Below are 20205 nucleotides of genomic sequence, written 5' to 3'. Positions count from 1 at the left end.
GGAAAACTGATCCCTCCACATCCCTCCGCGGTCCCTTCACACTTCCACGGTTCATTCCCTTCGTCCGCCGAATGGGAAATGAAGTGAAAGAAACGCGGAGCACCCCGCCCGTCGCACCGCACCGGGTGACGGGGGAATTCCCGGCGCACGGGCGACGGGCGGGGCCGCACGGCCGCCGCCGACCGGGATCGAAGGCGGATCCGTCACGTCGGCAGGGACCGTGCGGTCTCGGGCGGGCACCGCTCCCGGGGCGCCCTTCCGTGGTGCTCACTCCTGAGAGGGGCACGGGCCCCCGGGTCGTGACATCCCCCGGACTGTGAGCCGAGTCTCACCCGGCCGGATCGGCCTTTCAGGACGCTTCTTCAAGCCGCGTCGTTCAGGCCGTTCCATAGTGCGGCGCACCTTCAGACCGTACCCTTCAGGCCGTACCTTGCAGGCCGTAGAAACGGATCGGTGTGTTCGGCTCGAACCCGATGCGCGGGTACACGGGGGCTCCGGCGGCGGTGGCGTGCAGGGTGGCGCGGGTCAGTCCGGTGGCCCGCGCGCCCTCGTGCAGCGCCTTGCGCGTGACCGCCTCGCCGTATCCCTTGCGCTGCCACCGCGGATCGGTGGCGACGAACACGACGTGCAGGCGGCCCCGCGCCGCGAGGGTGGCGGCACAGGCCACCGCCTCGCCGCCCCGCACGGCCAGGTAGGCGTGGATCCCGTTCTTCCACAGCGCGGATCCGGCCAGACCGTCGCGGCACTCTTCCAACGGCAGTCCATAGGCACGCGATTGGAGGTCGGCGTAGGCCCGCAGATGCTCCTCGGTGCGTACGCGGGTGAACGTCAGGTCCGCGTGGGCCGGTTCGGGGAGCCGGGGCAGGTCGGCGGCCATGCCCGTACCGGGGAAGGCGAATCGGAGGCCGGCCCGATCGGCGGCCGCCTCCAGCGCGGAGCGGGCCTCGTCGTCGAGGAGGTCCTCGAAGAGCCACAGGAACCCCGGGTGCTTCTTCGCCCGCATGATGTCCGCCGCCTGGTCCAGCCGGTGCCCGACGCTTTCCGCTCCCGCTTCCGGCTCGGTCAGGGTGACGCAGTTCCAGAACCCGAACCGGCTGTCGGCCCAGCGGACGGCGATGCCCGGGAGGTCGCGCACGTCCGCGTCCGCCTCACGGTCGAGCACCAGGGTCCGCCAGGCGGTGGTGAGTTGCCGTACCGATTCGGCGGACTCCGCGGGAACGGTCATGGTGCCTCCCTGTCGCGTCAGACGGTGTTCTCGGCCTCTTCGATCCGGTCGTGTGCGTCCGCCGCGCCGGAGTCCGGCACTCCGTAGGCGCGGCGTCCGAAGCGCCACCACAGGGCGGCCAGGGCGAGGGCCACCAGCAGGGCGACGGGCGTGTAGTTGAAGGTCTGGACGGTGACCGGGCGGGACTGCGGCAGCAGGAACAGCACCGTCACCCCGGCCGCCCAGGACACGCCCACCCAGCCGACCGGCCGGCTCCACCGGCCCAGGTGCCAGGGCCCCCGGGTGAACCGGTCCCGGTGGCGCAGGCGCAGCAGCACCGGGATGGCGTAGGCCGGGGTGAAGCCCACGACGGAGATGGCGGTCACCGCCGAGAACGCCGTGGCGGAGTACAGGGACGGCAGGGCCAGGACGAAGGCGACGGCGACCGCGAGCCCGACGGCGGCGACCGGGACCGCCGTCCGGCGGCTGACCTTCCGCCAGCGCGCCGAGCCGGGCAGGGCGCCGTCCCGGGCGAAGGCGTAGATCATGCGGCTGGCGGAGGCGGTCACCGTGTAGCCGCACAGGAACTGCGCACCGATGATCACCAGCAGCAGCGCCTTCGCCGTCGCCACGCCCAGCGCGTCCAGGAGGATCTGCGCCACCGGCACCCCGGTCTCGCCGCCCAGCGTCCCGGCGTAGTCCTGGACGGCGAACAGCAGGGCGACCAGCAGCACACCGCCGGCGATCCAGGACACCGCCACCGACCGGACGATCCCGCGCGCCGCGGCCACGGAGGCGCCGCCGGTCTCCTCGCTCAGATGCGCCGAGGTGTCGTATCCGGCCAGCGCGAAGCACGGCAGCAGCATGCCCAGCAGGACCACGTACACGGGGCTGGACCAGCCGGTGTTGTTCGTGAACCCGGAGAACACGAAGCCGGCCGGCTGGTGGTGGGAGGGGACGAGCGCCAGGGCGCCGACGATGACGACGGCCCCGGCGAGGTGCCACCACGCGCTGAGCGACGCCAGGACGTTCATCAGCCGGGCGCCGAAGAGGTTCAGGACGGCGTGCAGCGCGAGGATCACCGCGCACAGGGCCAGCGAGGATCGCGGCGTCGGCACGTACCCGAACTGCAGGTTCGCCCAGGCGTCGGCGAAGGTCGCGATGCCGTAGTCCTGGGCGGCGATCCCGCCGAGCAGCCCCAGCAGGTTGAGCCAGCCGGTGTACCAGCTCCACCGCTCGCCGCCGAGCCGGCGGGCCATGTAGTACAGCCCGCCGCTGGTGGGGTACCGCGAGGTGATCTCCGCGAGCGCCGCCGCCAGGCACAGCACCGGCGGCCCCACGGCGAGCCACCCCCACACCACCACCGCGGGACCACCGCTGTTCAGTCCGTAGCCGAGGAGCAGCAGCGTCCCGGACATGATCGAGATGGTCGACAGGGAAGCGGCGAAGTTCCCGAAGGCGCCCACGCGCCGGTGCAGTTGCTGCGTGTAGCCGAGCTCCTCGAGTACGCGTTCGTCGTCACCCGACGGCTCGGACCGCCGCCGTCGCGCGCGTGCTGGTGTACGCATCGGGATCCTCCGCACGGAGAAGAGCCGAACGGGACGGGAGCAGCGGGGCCCGGCCGCCAGCCGTCGGCGCGGCACGGCGGAGCCCGCCCGCGGGACGGCACCCCTGCCGCCCGACAGCCGCCGACGGCGCGGGAGATCACGACGTTGCCGCACGCACATGCCGGAGCGCGTCACCGCGCTGCCAACATAGTCGGCGGGCATCTCAAGGACGAGACCGCTCTTCGGCCACCGCGTCTCAAAAGACCACGTCACTCAGCCGGGAAGCGCCGGGGTCCATCGGACGGACAGCACCACGGCAGGTCCGGTGACGAGCGTCCCGGGCGAGGTCCGGGGCACGCGGGGCCGGAGCCGGTGGGAGGGGACGGGCGCGGCGCGGTCCGGGGTCTACCGGCGCCGTGGTGTCTTCGGCACGGCGTCCCCGACGCGCGGCCCGGGTGCCCCGCCCCGCTCCCCCACCGGCCCCCGCAGTTCCGCCGCCAGCAGGACGAACCACACGCCGACGAGGACCAGGTGCGCCCGTTGGGGGACGCCGTGCCAGCCCGGGTGGCCGAAGAGGGCGCCCACCGTGGAGACGGCCGTGGCGAGGGCGGCGGCCGGGAGCCAGGGCGTCCAGCGGGACAGGACGGGCCACCGGGCCCGGGCCGCGGCGACGGTGAACAGGAACATCGAGCCGAAGAGGGCCGCGTGCACCAGGGCACTGGTGGCGGTGTGCCAGGGGTTGACGGCCTCGCAGCCGGCCTCCACCGAGGGGGCGCAGCGCATCGGGACGATCACGTCGGCCACCGAGCAGATCCCGAAGGCGACCAGGCACCACCAGCCGGCCTCGGCCACCGGCCCCGCCCGGCGGTCCCTGGCGAGCAGCGCGCCGGCCACGACCAAGGCGGCGGCGAGGAGTTCCGCGGCGCCGAAGAGGAGGTGGAAGCGCTGGTCGGCGGCGTAGAGCTCGCTGACGTAGGAGTGCCGCGGGTCGAGTCCGGTGGGCAGCGGGAACTCCAGCAGCCAGTCGTTGTAGACGACGGCCGCCGTGAGCAGCAGGGCGGGGGCCACGACCGTACGGGTGAAGAGGCGGTGCCTCGGCGGTGCGGGTGGCGGGGCGGGCCGGGACCCGGCGGGCGCGAGCGCGGTCCGTCGTGGGCCGGAGGAGGGCCGTTCGTACAGGGCCTGCCTCCCGTGGTCGAGGCAACTGCTGTCAGTGCCGTCGGTCATCTTCGCGCCACCCCAGATCTTCATTGTGTGTACCGGGACCTCGCTCACCGCAAACGGGACGTCCGCTTCCCCCGAGTGCCCCCGCAGAGGGGTGGCAATCGGTTCCGGGGCGTACGGTTCGAGCCATATGGGGAGGTCAGCCGCCGTCCGTCCGAGGCAGGAGCACGCGTGGGTCAGGTGTCGGGGTCCCGTTCCGGAGAGGCCGTCCGGGCGTGGGCGGAGGCGTTCGGCGCGGTGGCCGCCGCCGTGGCCGCCATGGTCGCCACCGCCGCCCTGGGCCTGTGGGCGGCCGGGGCCGGCGGCCTGCCGTCCGGCGCGTTCCCGGCCGTGCTGGCGGCGACCGTGGTGGCCGCCGTGGGCGGGACGGTGGAACTGACCGGCGGCGCCGGGTTCTTCGGCCGTACGGGTGCCACCCTCACGGTGGTTCCGCTGTCGGTGTCGCTGGCCGGGGCGCTCGCCCTGGCGGCGGGTCTGCTGCGGCCGCTGGGTCCGGTGCGCCACGGTCCGCCGCCGGACGGCCGGGAACTGGCGGCCCGCGCGGCCCGGGTGGCGGTGCTCTGGATCCCGGCGCTGCTGGTCCCGGCGCTGACCGCACGCCACACCTTCCGGATCGGGCTGGGCGGCGGACTGCTGGACGAGATCGGGGACGCGCTGGACGTACGGCCGGAGGTGGGGTTCCGCGCGGACGTGGCGGCCACCCTGGGCCGGGGGCTGCTGTGGCTGCTGGTGCTGTACGTGATCATCGCCCTCGCCGCGCGCCGCACCCCGCTCCCTCCCCCGCTGCGCCGCCTCCAGGACGCGGCCCGCCCGCCGGTCCGGGCGGTGCTGGGGCTGCTGCTGGGCTACGTCGTCCTGGGGCTGGTGGTGGGCCTGGTGACGCTGTGCACCCGGGGGCACCCGGCGGAGACCGCCGCCACCCTGCTGCTGGGGCTGCCCAACCTCTCCTGGCTCGCACTCGGCACGGGCCTCGGCGGCGCCTGGGAGGGAAACGTGCCCGACGCGATCGGGCTGCCGGTGCCGTACGCGCTCGCCGCGGTACTGCGCGAGCCGGGCGGCGGCACGGCGACGGTGGACCTGGCCTCGCTGGGCCGGTACGACGACCGGGCGTGGATCCTGGCCCTGGTGGCGGCCCTCGCGCTGGCGGCGGCCGCGTTCCTGATGGCCCGCCGCTTCCCCGCGCCGTGGTGGCGGCAGGCCCTCCGGCTGGCCCCCACCCTGGCCGTGGCCCTGGTGGCCGTCGGCCTGCTGACCCGGATCTCGGCGCGTTACGGGCTGTCGCTGTTCGGCATGGGCGACCTCGACGCCTTCGGCGGGGAGGTCCGGCTGCACCCCCGGCTGCCGCTGCTGCTGGGCTGGGGAGCGCTGTGGGGCCTGGTCGCGGGGGCAGGGGCGGGGGCACTCGCCGAGGCGCTCGCCCGCGTCCGGCGGCCGCGGGGCGGTGCCGGATAGCCGGTTAGGCTGACCGGGCGCGCGGCAGGGGAGACGCGACCGGAAAAGGAGGTGGGGATGGCGGGGGGCGAGGCGCCGCTGCCGGTCTTCGTCTACGGCACGCTGCGCCGCGGCGGCGTCAACTACGCCGCGTTCCTGCGCGGCCGGACGGCCGACGAGGTCCCGGCCCGGCTGGCGGGGGCGGTGCTGTACGAGGGGCCGGGCTATCCGTTCGCGGTGACCGCGCCGGCCGGTGAGGTCCGCGGCGAGCTGATGACGCTCGCCCCGGCCGGCCACGCGGCCGTGCTCGCCGCCCTCGACGAACTGGAGGGCCACCGCCCGGGGGACCCCGGCAGCCTCTACGACCGGGTGGTACGCGAGGTGCGCACCGAGCGGGGCGCGACCGTACGCGCGTGGGTGTACCTGGCCGGCGAGCGTATCGCCCGCCGCCTGCGCGCGGAAGGCGTCCGCGTCCCCGGTGGCGACTGGCCGCACCGCGCTTGACGGCGGGCGTGCGGCAGTCGGCGCGCGTGACGGCCGGCGCATGACGGCGGGCGCGTGTCCGGCGTCCGACGGCGGTCGGCGCAGCGTGACGAACACATGGTGGCCGGCGCGTCACGACCGACGCACGACGAAGCAAGCGCATCCCAAAACAGGCGCATCACAACAAGCGCGCCCCAATGAGCCCGCACCGCAACGGTCATACCGAGAACGGGCACACCAAGCCCCTCGCGTCACCACGGACACGCACCGCGTCACCGACCGTCCCACATGCTGAGCGGCCGCCGAACTCGCGCAACCCGTCGCCCCTTTGACCGGTCTTGCAGTTCGAACGGACGCCCTGTTGCCCGCTGTTCACCCTCCGTTGATCTCATGTCAAATGTTGATCAATTGATGTGAACACCGTGTAAACAGTCTTCTCATGAGCATGCCAAGCGCTGCACAGTCTGCCCGGGACCACAGGGTTCCGCGGTGCACGAGTGACAGCACCGCCCCCCGCCAGCGGCCCGGCCACCCCGGACCGTCATGACGCAAAGGGCGCTGAACAGTGCGTACATCCCCCACAACTCCCGGCCGAATACTGACTGTCGCCGTCGCGGTGGCCGCGGCAGCGGCCATGGCCGGAGGCGCCGTCGCCGCCCCGGCGACGGGCATGGCACGGAGCACGGCGACCACGACGAACACCGCGGCCACGGCGAGACCCGGCTCCGCGGCCTCACAGGTGGCCGGCGCCGACGTGCTGCGGGCGGCCCGCTCCGCCGCCGTCGCCCACGCCAAGGACACCGGCGTCGGCCCGCAGGAGACGCTGACCGTCAAGGACTCCCTGGTCGACCCGGAGGGCAAGCGCCACGTCCGGTTCGAGCGCGCCTACAAGGGCGTTCCGGTGGTCGGCGGCGACCTCGTCGTCCACCTCGACGCCAAGGGCCGCTACGCGGGCGCGACCCGGGCCGCGCGGCATCAGGTGGCCCTGAAGTCCGTCAAGCCGGAACTGACGGAGCGTCAGGCAGCCGCGAAGGCCGCCGAGGCGGTCAAGGGCACGGCGGGCCGGACCGAGCTGGTGGTGGACGCCACCGGCGGCACGTCCGTCCTCGCCTACCGGGTGACCGTCACCGGCGGGCACGCGGCCGAGAAGGGCGCCCTGCGCGCGGTGACCGTGGACGCCGTCTCGGGGAAGGTCCTCGCCACCACCCCGCTCACCGACGCGTTCATCTCCCCCAAGCTCAAGGACACCCTGCGCGCCAAGGGCCGCACCGCCGCCCCGCGCCTCGGCGCGGCGGCCACGCCGCGGACCGCCGGTTCCGGCGCCGCGGCCACCTACCCCGCGCAGGCGAACGGCAACGGCGCCTCGATCTTCGTCGGCACCGTCCCGCTGATCACCACGCAGACCGCACGCAGCACCTTCACGCTCAAGGACCTCAGCCGCGGCAGCGCCGAGACCCGGACCGCGGGCGGCCAGGAGCTCGAGACCTTCACCCAGGGCAAGGCGTTCACCAACAGCACCAACCGCTGGGGCAACGGCACCGCCTCCGACCCCACCACCGCCGCCGTGGACGCCCAGTTCGGCGTCACCAGCACCTTCGACTACTACAAGGGCACGTTCGGCCGCAACGGCATCAAGAACGACGGCGTCGGCCCGCGCGCCCTGGTGCACTTCGGCAACAAGGTGGGCAACGCCTTCTGGTCCCCCGACTGCTGGTGCATGCTCTACGGCGACGGCGACGGCGAAACGTTCAAGCAGCCCCTGGTGGCCCTGGACGTCACCGGCCACGAGCTCACCCACGGCGTCATCTCGGCCACGGCCGACTTCCAGCCGACCCGGGTGGACGCGCAGGGCAACCAGTTCGGCGAGGCCGGCTCGCTCAACGAGTCGTTCGCGGACATCTTCGGCACCGGCATGGAGTTCCGCACCAACAACGCGGCCAACCCCCCGAACTACCTGCTCGGCGAGAAGCTCGGCCTGGACCAGCAGTTCCTGCGCCGCCTCGACAAGCCCTCGCTGGACAAGCTGGAGGGCACGGTCGACTACTGGGACGCCGACTCCTACGACCGTGAGGTGCACGCCGGTTCGGGCGTCTCCTCGCACGCCTTCTACCTGCTCGCCGAGGGCAGCGGCAAGAAGACGATCGGGAAGTTCTCCTACGACTCCCCCACCTACGACGGCCGGTCGGTGACGGGCATCGGCCGGGACAAGGCGGAGCAGATCTTCTACCGGGCGCTCACCCGGTACATGGTCTCGACGTCCGACTTCCACGATGCTCGCAAGGCCACCCTCCAGGCCGCCGCGGACATCCACGGCGCCGGCAGCGCCGAGTACCAGGCCGTCGACCGCGCCTGGGCCGCGGTCAACGTGACCGAGGCCAACACCCCGTCCGCCCAGCACTGACGAGGACCGCGGGCCCCCGGCCGGACCGGCCGGGGGCCCGCGTGCTCATCCTGCCCGCTCCACCTCCGGGAACCATCCCGTCGGCACGTCCCCCGGCCGGGTGTCCCGGTCGCGCAGCCGCCGGTCGAGGAAGGCGGTGACGAGCCCCCGGGTGATCGCGACCGACCGGTCCGCCGGCAGCGCCCCGAGGACGCCCGTCACCGTCTCCCGGGAGACGGTGCCCCGTTCGGCCAGCCGCGGCAGCAGCGCGGCGGCGTCGGTGAACGCGCCGTGGGCGGTGTCGTGGACGATCAGCCGCCGGACGTGGCCCCGGCTGTGCCGGACGAGCGCGTCCCACGACGGCCGGTTGTCGGCCACGTCCGCGGCCGAACCGATCAGCAGGAACGGACGGCCGAGTCCCTTCTCCGCCACCTCGCCCAGCTCGACGCCCGTGCCGTCGGCCTTGGTCGGGAAGTGCATCTGGCCGTCGAGGTTGATCCCGGTGACGAGCCGCGTGTCGTGGCACATGGCCTGGGCCGCCGTGAAACCGCCCCCGGAGTGCCCGGCCATGCCGGTGCGCGACAGGTCCAGGGCCTCGGCCAGCCCGCGCGGCAGCGCGTGCCCCACCGCCGTACGGCCGCCGTGCCGGAGCGCGTGCAGCCGGTCCAGTACGAACGTGACGTCGCCCAGCCTGACCTTCATGCACTGCCGGGTGAGGGCCGCGAAGTCCGGCTTGTCCTTCATCAGCGCGGGGAGGACGGACGCCGCGAGCGTCCCGTCCGGGAACAGGACCTCGGACGCCTCGTAGGTGTGGTCGACGGTGACGACGACGTAGCCGCGCGAGGCCAGTTCCTCGACGAGGCCGGTGCCCCAGGTGCGCGGATCGCCGATCCCGGACGACCAGAGCACCACCGGCCGGGGTCCGCCGGGCAGCACCCGGGCGCCGGGGCGGGCGTGGCTCCGCGTCTCCCGCCAGTCCGTACTGCCGGGTGGCACATGGTAGTTGAGGGCGGCCATGCCGTCCTCCCCACCGAAGTGGACGGCCGCCGCGGGTTCCATGTGCGGCGCCGGCTCCGCGCCGCCCGGGCCGGCGACGGCCGGGTACCAGAAGCTCACCATCAACTCGCGCGCCTTGCCGGGTCGCCACGGGTCCGGCCGGGCGGTGTCGGTCAGGTGCAGCGCGGCCGTACCGATCGCGTGCGGGCCGGTGGGCGCGGGCAGCCGGAGCGGCACCGGGTCCGCCTTCGGCCGGCCGGGGACCGCCGCCGCGGCCCGCGCCGCCGGTCCGACGACGGCGGCCAGCAGGGCGGCGGCCACCACGGTCCGCCGTCCGGGCGGGACCGCCGCGGGGCGCTGCCGGGTCTCGTACGTCGGCACGTGCTCTCCCTCCTCGCCCGCCGCGGGCCGGCGGGTCGCCGCGGCCTCGGCGAGTGCCGGGCGCGCGGGTCCATTCTGGCCGGATCACGCGCGTCGAACGGCCGTCGGCCGGATGCCGGTTGACGCTCCCGGCCGGACTATTGAAGATGCAATGAACATTGGCGTCCCGCCGCGGGTGGACCGTTCCACCGAGTCGTGACGGCGCCGGGACCTGCCCGAAACGGAGTGCACCCATGACCACGTTCCGGAAGAGACTGCTGACCGGTGGCGCCGCCGCCCTCTCCGGTGCCGCGCTGCTGGGCGCGGGCCTCGCACAGCCGGCGGCCGCGGTCGACCTGCCGCACGCCCCGGTGGCGTACTTCGCCTCCGGGACCGACCTGACCGGCGGACGGGCACCGGTCGACATCACGGATCCGACGTGCCGGAACCTCGCCGAACCGGCGCTGTCGGCCGTCAACTTGACCACCGCCGACATCCAGGTCTACTTCGACCGCGACTGCCGCACCGGGCGGCCCGGGCATCCGAGCGACCTCTACGACGCGCTCGGCAGCCTGCACTGGGGAACTTCCCGTACCCGGCGCTCAGTTACCGCGTGGTCCGGCACTGACCGGTCCGTTCGCCCGAGAGCGGGTGAGAGGGCACGGCGGGCACGGCCGCGCCTCACCGCCCGGGGCGCGGTCCCTCGCCCCACCCCCGTCCCACCGGAACCGGACGGCGCCGCCCGGACCGGCCCGTCAGGCAGCCGCCGACAGCGGCTGCTCCGCCCAGATCGTCTTGCCGCCGGCCGTGAACCGGGTGCCCCACCGCCGGCAGAGCTGGGCGACCAGCAGCAGCCCCCGGCCGCCCTCGTCGAAGGCCCGGGCCCGGCGCATCCGCGGCGACGTGCTGCTGCCGTCGGACACCTCGCAGATCAGCGCGCCGTCCCGGATCAGGCGGAGCCGGATGGGCGGGGCGGCGTGCCGGATGGCGTTGGTGACCAGTTCGCTGACGACGAGCTCCGTGGTGAAGGCGAGGTCCTCCAGCCCCCACGCGGCGAGTTGGCCGGCCACGCGCTTGCGGGCGTCGGCCACCGACGCGGGGTGGTCCGTCAGCTCCCAGGTGCTCACCCGGTCGGCTTCCAGCGCCCTGGTGCGGGCGAGCAGCAGGGCGACGTCGTCGGCGGGACGCTCCGGGAGGAGGGCGGCGAGGACGTCGTCGCAGACGCGTTCCAGCCCGGCGGTGACGGGCCGGGCCAGGGTCCGCCGCAGCAGCCGGCTCCCCTCCGCGTCGGAACCGGAACCGGGCGCGGAGCCGGAAGCGGAACCGCTGCCGGTTCCCGAACCGAGGCCGGTCACGGAACCGGAACCGGCTCCCCACCCCTCCACCAGCCCGTCGGTGTACAGCGCGAGCAGACTGCCCTCCGGCACCTCCACCTCCAGCGACTCGAACGGCAGCCCGCCGACGCCCAGCGCCGGCCCGGGAGGCAGTTCCAGGAAGCGGGCGGTGCCGTCGGGGTCACCAGGACGGGCGGCGGGTGGTCGGCGCTCGCGGCGACGAGCCGGCGGGAGACCGGGTCGTACACCGCGTAGAGGCACGACGCGTCCGTCTCCCCCGCCTCGTCGCCGGCGTCGCCGTCCCGCGCCTGTGCCGCGCGGTCCTGGGCGAGCTGGACGACGAGGTCGTCGAGGTGGGTCAGGAGCTCGTCGGGCGGCAGGTCGATGTCGGCCAGCGTGCGGACGGCCGCGCGGAGCCGGCCCATGGTGGCGGACGCCTGGAGGCCGTGGCCGACGACGTCGCCGACGACGAGCGCGACCCGGGCCCCGGAGAGCGGGATCACGTCGTACCAGTCGCCGCCGATGCCGGTCTGCGCGGTGGCGGGCAGGTACCGGGAGGTGACCTCGACGGCCGCGTGACCGGGCAGCCGCGCGGGCAGCAGGCTGCGCTGGAGTGTCAGGGCGACGGCGCGTTCGCGCGCGTACCGCCGGGCGTTCTCGACGCACACGGCGGCGCGGGCGGTGATCTCCTCGGCGAGCAGCAGGTCGTGGTCGTCGAACGGCTCGGTGTCCGGGTGCCGGACGAACAGGGCGAGCCCGGAGACGGTGTCGTGCGCGGCGAGCGGTACGACGAGGAGGGAGCCGACGCCGCGGGCGCGCACGGCGGGCGGCAGCGCGGGCGTGCCCCCGGTCCAGAAGCGGACCGCCGGTTCGTCGCCGCGGTGGCGGGCGGGTTTGCCGGTGGCGAGGGCGAGTGCGGGCGCCGAGTGCGGCGGACAGCGGTAGGTGCCGCTGGAGGAGGGGAAGGGGTCGGGGCCGGACGGGTCCTCGGGGACGGCCCAGCGCCGGGCGGTGCGGCGCAGCTCCACGCTCTCGCCGGTGCCGGGCCGCCCCGCGTCCGCGCCGGCGCCGTCGGGGAGCAGGTCGACCGCGACGAAGTCGGCGAACCGGCCGACGGTGGACTCGGCGAGCTCGGCGGCGGTGCGGTCCATGTCCAGCGTGGTGCCGATCCGGGCGCCGGCGTCGTTGACGAGGGCGAGCCGCTGCCGGGCGCGGTACTCGGCGGTGACGTCCAGGGCGGCGAGGGAGAGCCCGCGGGTGCGGCCGTCGGCGTCCTTGATGGGCGTGAAGAAGCTGGCCCAGGCGCGCTCCCGGCCGTCGCCCGGGGACACGAAGTAGTTGTCGGCGCGGACCGCCCGGCCGGTGCGGAGAACCTCGTCGCCGATGCGGGCGAACTCCTCGAAGGGCGCCCCGGGGAGCAGCTCGTCGAGGCGGCGGCCGGTGAGGCCGTCGCGGTCCAGGCCGCTCAGCCGGATCATCTCGTCGTTGGCGGTCACCAGCCGGTTGTCCCGGTCGTAGACGGCGATCCCGATGGGGAACTGGGCCAGCGCCCACCGCCCCAGGTCGGCCGCGTCCTCCGGCGGCGGGCCGGGAGCGTCCGGTGCGGCGTTCGTGTCCATACGGATTCATCCCGTTGCTCGGTGCGGTTCGGCGGTTCTCGCGATCCGCACGAATCGAGGCCGGACTGATTGTTCCCGCGTGCCGCGGCGGTTAAGCGTCCGTGCGCGGCGACCGCCGGTTTCCGGGAATTCCGCTCGGCCGATCGGCGGGGCGCGGCGCCCGGGGCACGGCTCCCGAACAGGGGCTGGGGGCGGGCCGGGGGCCGCTCCGGCCGCGGGAATCCGCGCCGTGCGGAAATCGGGGACTTCCGCACGGAATTCCCGCGTCCGTCGTCCGGAAATGACGGGTCCGCCATTTCCGGGCGGTCGGGGGAATGGGAGCCCCGGACGTTCCACGCCCCGTGCGCCGCCTCTCCCCCGTGTCGCCCGGACGGTCTCAGGGGTGTGCCCGTCCGCCCGTCGCGGGGAGGTCTGCGCAGCAGTGGCGGCACCGGGTGGCGGCCGCCGGGAGGTCCTCGGAGAGACAGGACGGGCAGGTCCGCAGGGGTCCCGGCTCGTCGAAGACGACGGCGCCGCGGCGGGCCTGGACGTGCCGGTACGGGAGGACGATGAAGAAGTAGACGACGGCCATGAAGATGAGGAAGTAGATGGCCGCGGAGATGAAGGCGCCGAGGTCGAGGTAGGTGGCCTTGTTCCCGGCCCGGCCGAGCTGCCAGCCGAGGCCGAGCGAGCGGCCGCCCTGCAGGCTGGCGATGATCGGGTTGATCACGAAGTCCGTGAACGCCTTGATGAGGGTGCTCAGCGCCAGCGCGATGATCAGGCCGACCGCGACGACGACGATGTCGCCGCGCATGACGAAGTTCTTGAATCCCTTGAGCATGACCGGTTCCCGAGGTTCGGACATTTCGGATATGACGTCTCGAACGCTACCTTTTGCCCGCCGAAAACCGGCGGAGCCGCCCGGGAAACCCCGGGCGGCTCCGCCCTGCCGCCGTCGCGCGCGCTACTTGCCGGCGCGGATCGCGAAGGGCAGCCGCTTGTTCGCGAACGACTGGTCGCCGTTGCTCACCGAGAACCCGCTGTCCGCCGTGACCACGTCCTTGGGCGCGGACCCGGCCACGGCCAGCCGCAGCCGGTAGACGGCCTTGGCGCCGGGGGCGAGGGTGGTCCGGTTCGGGAGCAGCGCGGCGCCCATGCCCGGGTCGCAGCCGCCGGCCGTCAGGGCGACCTTCTCCCAGCCGTGGCCCGGCCGGTACTGCTGGAGGACCAGGTCCTTCGGGGTCAGCGCGTGCCGCTTGCCGGCGCCGTAGGCGAAGTAGTTGACGTTCAGCGCCGGGTAGGCGCGGTTGGTGGTGTTGCGCACGGTGATGGTGAAGGGCTGCGCCGCGCCGCCGCGCGTCAGCTTGGCGGTGCCGTTCGTCCAGCCGGCGACGGAGACCTGCGGCCGGGTGGCGGTCACCGTGCGGGCCGGCGCCCGGTAGGTGTGGCCCCGGCCGTCGGCGACGGACGCGTTGACGGTGAGGGTGCCCGGGCTGTCGAGGTCCTGGAACCGCAGGGCCACGGCGTACGGGTGCTTGGCGCTCGCCTTGGGGGCGGAGACCGGGAAGGTGAACGTGCCGTGGTGCGGCCAGCTGCCGCCGCCGGAGCGGGTGTCGAGGTCCACCCAGGCGTGCTTGGCGGGCTCGTAGCGCTGGACCGTCACCGAGTCGGTGCTGAACCCGCGGCTGCTGACGTCGAGGCGGGCGGTGCCCTTCGCGACGGGGGTGCGCAGGGTCAGCCCGGCCTTGGACCACAGGCCGATGGGGGCCTGGGCGGAGGCGACGGAGTAGGAGAGCGCGCCCTTGCCCGCCAGGGTCGGCGGCACCTCCGGCGTCTGGGCCTGGTCGGCGGCGGGCGCCGCCGGCGCGGCGGACGCGCGGAAACCGCCGCAGTCGGGTTTCGCCGACGCGGTCCGCGCCGGCGAAGCTGCCGCGGCCGGCCACGCGGTGCCCGCGACCACGACCCCGGCCGCCAGCACCACCGCCGCCTTCCCGGCCGCCTTCCGCACGCCCGACGACCGCCGCTGTGCGACTCTCTCTGTCATCAACTGTCCCCGCATTCGGGTTGTGTCCACCTCTGCACGATTCCGGTTGGGGAGAGGGCGTACCCCCGCTGGGGGCTCCCTCCGCCGCGTCCGGACCCACTCGTTCTCTCCCGCGGCCCGAGAAGGGGTGAACGCGTGTGGTTCCGGCTTCCGTTCGGGGAACACTAGCGGGCCGTCAGGACCGGCGCACCAGCGCCCCGGCCGCTCACCCCCGATGTCACCCCGAGGCCCCCGCATCACCACCAAGACGACCACCGCGACCCCGGCCGGCACCCCGGCGGAAACGAACGCGGCGAGGTGCAGCCCGGCGGCTGGCAGTGTTGACGACCCGTCCGCTATCGTCCAGCCGCCCGGCGGCGACCGAGGCGGCGGTGGACGGCGTGCAGGCCGCCATGGTCCAGCCCTTCTCGGTGGGCGACAGGCCCAGGACGCTGCACGAGGCCGTCCCCATGTCGGCCGTCGAGGAGCGCGGGGCGTCGCCCGCCGAGGCCGTCGAAGAGGCGCGGGAGCGGCTGGCCGCCTTGTCCGCTGAGCGGTATCCGCATCTCGTCGCGCTGGCCGGGGAGCTCACCGGTCCTGACATGGACAGCCGTTTCGAGTTCGGGCTGGCCCTGCTGCTGGACGGGCTGGGGGTGCTGCGGGAGGCCGGGGCGGGGTAGTCGGCCGGGCTGCGGCTTGGGAGGGGTGTGGCGTCTGTGATGTGCTGTGGCGTTCCGTTTGCTCGATCCCGCTCGCCAGGAGGCGCCCCAGCATGGCCCGGATACCGATACCCAAGGCACCGCCCGGAACGCGGTGCCCAGTGGAGGAGGAGGCGGCGGAAGGGCCTCCCGGGGGGCGCGGCCCGGGCCGCCTCCGCGGGCTTCCGGCCGGCGCCGGCCGGTTGCCGCGGCTCGGCCGGCTCGACGCCGCCGACCGGGCCGTGCTCGGGTTCTACGCGCTCACCAGGGTCGCCGTCCTGATCACCGGGTACTGCGGCGCGTGGCTGTTCGCCCCGGACCCCGAGGCCCGGCAGGCGCCCTCGTTCCTGTCGCTGTGGGCGCGCTGGGACTGGGACTTCTTCCGGCGGATCGCGGAGCACGGCTACTTCGCCGAACCCGGCGCACCCGGCTCCGCCCACCCGGACAACCGGGAGGCGTTCTTCCCCGGCCTGCCGATGGTCCTGCGGGCCGTGCACACGGTGGTGCCGAGCTGGCCGCTGGCCGGGCTGCTGGTCTCCTTCGCGGCCGGCGCGGTGGCCGCCGTGGCGCTCGCCCGCATCGCGCGGCTGCGCCTCCCGGCGGAGGCCGGGGAGCGGGCGGGGCCGCGGGCCGCGCTGTTCCTGCTGGTGTCGCCGTGCGCGGTGTTCCTGGCCGTCGGCTACACGGAGGCCCTGTTCCTCGCCTTCGCCCTGCCGGCCTGGCTGGCCGCCGAGCGGAACCGCTGGGCGCTCGCCGCCGTCCTGGGTGCCCTGGCCACGACGGTACGGATCAGCGGTCTGTTCCTGGCGGCGGCGCTCGTCGTCCGGTTCCTGCTCGCCGCGCGGGAGTCCGGACGGGGGCACCGGCGGTGGCGCTCGGCCGGCTGGCTCGCGCTCCCCGTGCTGCCCGCCCTGGTCTACGGCTGGTACCTCCGGGCGCGTACCGGCGACTGGATGGCCTGGAAGCACGCGCAGGAGCGCGGCTGGTACCGGCAGTTCCACACGCCGTGGGAGGCGTGGCAGCACACCTGGGACGGCGCCTTCTCGCACACCAACCCCACCGCCTATGCCGCGATGTTCCAGGCGGAGCTGCTCGCCATGGTGGTCGGGGTGCTGCTGCTGGCCCTGTTGCTGTGGCGGCGGCAGTGGCCGGAGGCGGTGTACATCGGACTGAGTCTGTGGGCGCTGGGCACCTCGTACTGGTACATGTCGGTCCCCCGGGCCACCCTGCTGTGGTGGCCGCTCTGGGTCGCCCTGGCCGTGGCGAGCGTGCGGCGGCCGTGGGTCCGCGCCGCCTACCTGACGGTGGCGGCCCCCTGGCGACCGTGCTCACCCTGGTCTTCACCTCCGGCAAGTGGGCCGGCTGACGGACCGGGACCCGCCACGCACCGGCCGGCGCCTACCGCACACCGGCCGGCACCCGCCACACACCGCTCAACTCCCACCACACACCGGCCGGCACCGCCACACACCGCTCAACGCCCACCCCACTCCGTTCAGCGCTCGCCCGCCACCGCGTCGCTCCCCTCGGCGGGTGCCGCCGTCCCACCGCCGCCGGCCGCCTCCAGGGTCCAGCTCGCCAGCAGCCGCAGCGACTCGGCGGACGCCGAGCCCGGCTCCGCGTGGTACGTCACCACCCGCTGGTCCTGGTCCACGGGCAGCACCAGCGTCTCGCAGGCGAGGGTCAGCGGGCCGACGACGGGGTGGCGCAGCTCCTTGATCCCGAAGCACTTGTCGCGGACGTCGTGCGCGGCCCACAGCTTCCGGAACTCGGGGCTCTTCATGGACAGCTCGCCGATCAGCGAGGCGAGGGCGGGGTCGTCGGGGTAGCAGCCGGCGTGCGACCGCAGCAGCGCGACGATGTCGGACGCCTTGCCGTTCCAGTCCGCGTAGAGGTCCCTGGTCGCCGGGTCGAGGAAGACCATCCAGGCCATGTTGCGCCGCTGCGGGGGCAGGGCGCCGAAGTCGCCCAGCAGCGCGGTGTTCATCCGGTTCCAGGCGAGGATGTCCAGTCGGCGGCCGAGCACGTGCGCGGGCACGTTCTCCATGGAGTCCAGCAGGTGCCGCACGGCGGGCCGGACGCGCTGCGGCCGGTCGGCGGGGCGGCGCGGGCGGTTCTCGGGGCGGGCGAGTTTGTGCAGGTGGTGCCGTTCGGCCGTGTCCAGCCGGAGCGCGTCGGCGATGGCGTCCAGCACCGACGTCGACACGTTCTGTCCCCGGCCCTGTTCGAGCCGGGTGTAGTAGGCGACGCTGACCCCCGCGACCTGGGCCAGTTCCTCGCGCCGCAGCCCCGGCACCCGCCGCCGCCCGCCGAAGGGCGTCAGCCCCACGTCCTCCGGCCGCAGCCGGGCGCGGCGGGAGCGGAGGAACTCGCTGAGCTCTGTGCGCTGGTCCATCCCCCCAGTGTCCCCCAGCACGCGGAACGGCCCGCGCCGCGAGGGTGGTCCTGTCAGTGGTAGGCACCGCGAGCCTACGTTGAACGGGGTTCTGGCTGGGCGCCGCGCGGGCTCGCATGATCGGGGGCATGAACAGCATGACCGTCGCCGCGTACGCCGCCCCGGCCCCGAAGGCCCCGCTGCGGAAGACCACCATCACCCGACGCGCCCTGGGGGCGCACGACATCCTCATCGACATCAAGTACGCGGGCATCTGCCATTCCGACATCCACACCGTCCAGGGCGACTGGGGCGACCGCGTCTACCCGATCGTCCCCGGCCACGAGATCGCCGGCGAGGTCGCCGCGGTCGGCGCCGAGGTCACCCGGTACGCCGTCGGCGACCGGGTCGGCGTGGGCTGCTTCGTGGACTCCTGCCGCACCTGCGACAACTGCCGGGCCGGACTCCAGCAGTACTGCACGGGCGAGTCGGGCATGATCGGCACCTACGCCGCCACCGGCCGGGACGGCGAGCAGACGCAGGGCGGCTACTCGACCCACGTCGTCGTGGACGAGGAGTACGTCCTCCGGATCCCGGACGCCATCCCGCTGGACGCCGCCGCCCCGCTGCTCTGCGCGGGTGTGACGCTGTACTCCCCGCTCGCCCACTGGCAGGCCGGCCCCGGCAAGAAGGTCGCGATCGTCGGCCTGGGCGGCCTCGGCCACCTCGGGGTGCGGATCGCGGACGCGATGGGCGCCGAGGTCACCGTCCTCAGCCAGTCGCTGCGCAAGAAGGAGGACGGCCTGCGGCTCGGCGCCGACCACTACCGCGCCACCTCCGACCCGGCCACCTTCGAGGAGCTGGCCGGCACCTTCGACCTGATCGTCAACACCGTCTCGGCCGACCTGGACCTGGACGCCTACCTGGGCCTGCTGCGCCCGGGCGGCACCATGGTCCAGCTCGGCGGTCCGGAGAAGCCGCTGGCCCTCTCGGCGTTCGCCCTGATCACCCACCGCAAGTCGCTCGCCGGCTCGATGATCGGCGGCATCCCCGAGACGCAGGAGACGCTGGACTTCTGCGCCGAGCACGGCATCGCCGCCGAGGTCGAGGTGATCGAGGCCGCGCGGGTCAACGAGGCGTACGAGCGGGTGCTGGCCGGCGACGTCCGCTTCCGGTTCGTCATCGACACGGCCACCATCTGACGCCGGACGCACCGCGAGCACGGCCCCGGGCGCAGGAAGGGCGCGCCCGGGGCCGTCCCGTACCCGTCAGGGCAGCTGGGCGCCGAGGGCGCTCAGCGCGTCGGTGACGGGCTGGAAGAACGTCTCGCCTCCGGACGAGCAGTCGCCGCTGCCGCCGGAGGTGATGCCGACGGCGGACGAGTCGGAGAACAGGGCGCCACCGCTGTCGCCCGGCTCGGCGCAGACGGTGGTGTCGATCATTCCGGTGACGGAGCCCTCCTGGTAGTTGACGGTGGCGTCGAGCCCGGTGACCTGGCCGCCGTACACCCCGGTGGTGCTGCCGCTGCGCTGCACCGACTGGCCCACGGCGGCCTCCGCGGCGCCGGAGATGGGCTGCTGTCCGCCGTCGTAGAGGTCGACGGCGCTGGGGTGGTCGATGTTCGCCGTGTATCTGACGAGGGCGTAGTCGTGGCCGGGGAAGACGGACGTCACCGTCCTGCCGATGGCGGCGCCGCTCTGCCGGTCGGACCAGGTGGACGAGATGTTGCCGCAGTGCCCGGCGGTGAGGAAGTACGCCTGCCCGTTCTTGGTGACGTTGAAGCCGAGGGAGCAGCGGGCGCTCGGGGCCCAGATGGCGTCGCCGCCGGCGAGGGTCGGCCGGAAGGCGCCCGGCACCCGCCGGAGGGTCGCGGCGTCGCCGAGGGAGGCGACGGCCTTGTGGAGCCGGGCGAGCCGCTCGCCGCGCACGGTGCTGTCGGCCTTGACGACGATCCGGTTGGTGCGCGGGTCGACCGCCCAGGCGGTGCCGGGGATCCGGGCCTGGGCGTCCAGGGTTTTTCTCGCCGCGGCGAGCCGTGCGGCCGACCGGGCGACCATGCGTGGTTCGGCGCCCGCCGCCCGCACGGCGGCGGCGGTCTTGGCGTCGACGACGTTGACGACCAGTTTCCGGGCCGCGGCGTCGTAGTAGGCGCCGGCGGTCCGGTCGCCTAGGTCGTGGGTGATCCGGTGGGCGAGCCCGCCGGCCTGGGTGTCGGTCAGCGGAGCGGGGTCCGGCGCGGGGGCCGCGCCCGCGCCCTGGGCGCCGAGGGCGGTCGCCGTCATGACCGCCGCCGCGGCCGCGGCCAGGGCGGCGTGGCGCGCGCGTGTGCGTCGTGTAGTCAACTGGACCTCCTGTGAGGGGGGTGTGCCCGCCGTGGTGCGGTGGGCCCGGAGGTAGGCGAAGGGCCGGCTGCGACGTTATGCCACCCGCACGGGGAAGCCGATCGTCGCGTCCATGCCAAACGTGAGCCGAGTATCGAACCGCGCCCGTCCGTCTACAAGGGACGGCACCCGCCGACTCCCTTGGGACACACGGGAAACCGGTCACCCCGCG

14 protein-coding genes and 2 pseudogenes are annotated in these 20205 nt (G+C 74.4%); 6 read left to right on the top strand and 10 right to left on the bottom strand.

Annotated elements, in window-relative coordinates; genetic code table 11:
• Positions 1–418: 418 nt before the first annotated feature.
• The 3 genes from ACQEVS_RS31220 to ACQEVS_RS31210 form a co-directional block, all read right to left on the bottom strand.
• Positions 419–1225, bottom strand: coding sequence for a GNAT family N-acetyltransferase (locus ACQEVS_RS31220; protein WP_433026329.1), 807 nt, complete (start codon positions 1223–1225; stop codon positions 419–421).
• 17 nt (positions 1226–1242) lie between these two features.
• A complete protein-coding gene (locus tag ACQEVS_RS31215; protein WP_433026326.1) occupies positions 1243–2772 on the bottom strand; it encodes an amino acid permease in 1530 nt (509 codons plus the stop codon).
• A 384-nt stretch (positions 2773–3156) separates the two neighbouring features.
• Positions 3157–3978: a DUF998 domain-containing protein gene (locus ACQEVS_RS31210; RefSeq protein ID WP_433026323.1), complete on the bottom strand. Its 822-nt coding sequence runs from the start codon at positions 3976–3978 to the stop codon at positions 3157–3159.
• Positions 3979–4146: 168 nt separating this feature from the next.
• On the opposite strand from ACQEVS_RS31210, the gene ACQEVS_RS31205 reads away from it, so the two are divergent.
• The 3 genes from ACQEVS_RS31205 (at position 4147) to ACQEVS_RS31195 (ending at position 8290) form a co-directional block, all read left to right on the top strand.
• Positions 4147–5427, top strand: a complete 1281-nt coding sequence (locus tag ACQEVS_RS31205; RefSeq protein ID WP_433026320.1) for a streptophobe family protein — start codon at positions 4147–4149, stop codon at positions 5425–5427.
• 57 nt (positions 5428–5484) lie between these two features.
• Positions 5485–5910 carry a gamma-glutamylcyclotransferase family protein gene (locus ACQEVS_RS31200; RefSeq protein ID WP_433026317.1) on the top strand — a complete coding sequence of 142 codons (426 nt, stop codon included), beginning with the start codon at positions 5485–5487 and terminating at the stop codon, positions 5908–5910.
• A gap of 613 nt (positions 5911–6523) precedes the next feature.
• Positions 6524–8290 (top strand): M4 family metallopeptidase, encoded by a 1767-nt coding sequence (locus ACQEVS_RS31195; protein WP_433028091.1) that lies wholly within the window; start codon positions 6524–6526, stop codon positions 8288–8290.
• A gap of 45 nt (positions 8291–8335) precedes the next feature.
• Here ACQEVS_RS31195 and ACQEVS_RS31190 read toward each other — a convergent pair whose 3' ends face one another.
• The 5 genes and pseudogenes from ACQEVS_RS31190 to ACQEVS_RS31170 form a co-directional block, all read right to left on the bottom strand.
• Positions 8336–9646: an alpha/beta hydrolase family protein gene (locus ACQEVS_RS31190; protein ID WP_433026314.1), complete on the bottom strand. Its 1311-nt coding sequence runs from the start codon at positions 9644–9646 to the stop codon at positions 8336–8338.
• A gap of 734 nt (positions 9647–10380) precedes the next feature.
• Complete coding sequence (locus ACQEVS_RS31185) at positions 10381–11052, bottom strand: ATP-binding protein (protein WP_433028088.1); 672 nt, start codon at positions 11050–11052, stop codon at positions 10381–10383.
• Between the two features lie 9 nt (positions 11053–11061).
• Positions 11062–12578: pseudogene (locus tag ACQEVS_RS31180) on the bottom strand (SpoIIE family protein phosphatase); the annotation flags it as partial.
• A 376-nt stretch (positions 12579–12954) separates the two neighbouring features.
• Positions 12955–13398 (bottom strand): MscL family protein, encoded by a 444-nt coding sequence (locus tag ACQEVS_RS31175; RefSeq protein WP_433026311.1) that lies wholly within the window; start codon positions 13396–13398, stop codon positions 12955–12957.
• 123 nt (positions 13399–13521) lie between these two features.
• Positions 13522–14601, bottom strand: coding sequence for a hypothetical protein (locus ACQEVS_RS31170; RefSeq protein WP_433026308.1), 1080 nt, complete (start codon positions 14599–14601; stop codon positions 13522–13524).
• A gap of 371 nt (positions 14602–14972) precedes the next feature.
• Between ACQEVS_RS31170 and ACQEVS_RS31165 the strand changes: the two genes are divergently transcribed.
• Positions 14973–15260 (top strand): TetR/AcrR family transcriptional regulator C-terminal domain-containing protein, encoded by a 288-nt coding sequence (locus ACQEVS_RS31165; RefSeq protein WP_433026305.1) that lies wholly within the window; start codon positions 14973–14975, stop codon positions 15258–15260.
• 92 nt (positions 15261–15352) lie between these two features.
• Positions 15353–16644, top strand: a pseudogene (locus tag ACQEVS_RS31160) (mannosyltransferase family protein).
• A 129-nt stretch (positions 16645–16773) separates the two neighbouring features.
• Here the strand turns inward: ACQEVS_RS31160 and ACQEVS_RS31155 are convergent.
• Positions 16774–17673, bottom strand: a complete 900-nt coding sequence (locus tag ACQEVS_RS31155; RefSeq protein WP_433026302.1) for a helix-turn-helix domain-containing protein — start codon at positions 17671–17673, stop codon at positions 16774–16776.
• A gap of 128 nt (positions 17674–17801) precedes the next feature.
• Between ACQEVS_RS31155 and ACQEVS_RS31150 the strand changes: the two genes are divergently transcribed.
• Complete coding sequence (locus ACQEVS_RS31150) at positions 17802–18854, top strand: NAD(P)-dependent alcohol dehydrogenase (RefSeq protein WP_433026299.1); 1053 nt, start codon at positions 17802–17804, stop codon at positions 18852–18854.
• Between the two features lie 66 nt (positions 18855–18920).
• Here ACQEVS_RS31150 and ACQEVS_RS31145 read toward each other — a convergent pair whose 3' ends face one another.
• Positions 18921–19994: a S1 family peptidase gene (locus ACQEVS_RS31145; RefSeq protein ID WP_433026296.1), complete on the bottom strand. Its 1074-nt coding sequence runs from the start codon at positions 19992–19994 to the stop codon at positions 18921–18923.
• Positions 19995–20205 lie beyond the last annotated feature (211 nt).

Source organism: Streptomyces sp. CA-181903 (assembly GCF_050937075.1).
In the GTDB taxonomy this organism is placed as follows: Bacteria; Actinomycetota; Actinomycetes; order Streptomycetales; family Streptomycetaceae; genus Streptomyces.
This window is presented reverse-complemented; position numbering and strand designations above follow the sequence as displayed.